A 248-nucleotide genomic window follows, 5' to 3' on the forward strand; every position below is an offset into this window, starting at 1 on the left:
GTCACCATTGCGTTGTTGACCCAAACGTCGATGGGGCCGAGCCGCGATTCGATCGAGCCGGCCGCTGCTTCCACCGCGTCCGCGTCGCTCACATCCACCGGGATGGAGAGCACGCGCACGCCCGCTGCGCGGACTTCCTGAGCGGTGTCTTGAAGCGCGTCCGCATCGCGTGCGAGCAGCGCGATGTCGGCGCCGTGGCGCGCGAACTCCAGCGCGGCGGCGCGGCCCACGCCGGCTGTTGCGCCCGT

General features: G+C 71.4%; 1 protein-coding gene. It reads right to left on the reverse strand.

Going from position 1 to position 248, the window contains the following annotated elements:
* Nucleotides 1-248 (reverse strand): SDR family NAD(P)-dependent oxidoreductase (locus SB753_RS40035; RefSeq protein WP_410805546.1); only part of this gene is annotated, 248 nt, incomplete at both ends.

The sequence above is a fragment of the Paraburkholderia sp. SIMBA_053 genome, assembly GCF_046534895.1.
Taxonomy (GTDB): Bacteria; Pseudomonadota; Gammaproteobacteria; order Burkholderiales; family Burkholderiaceae; genus Paraburkholderia; species Paraburkholderia caledonica.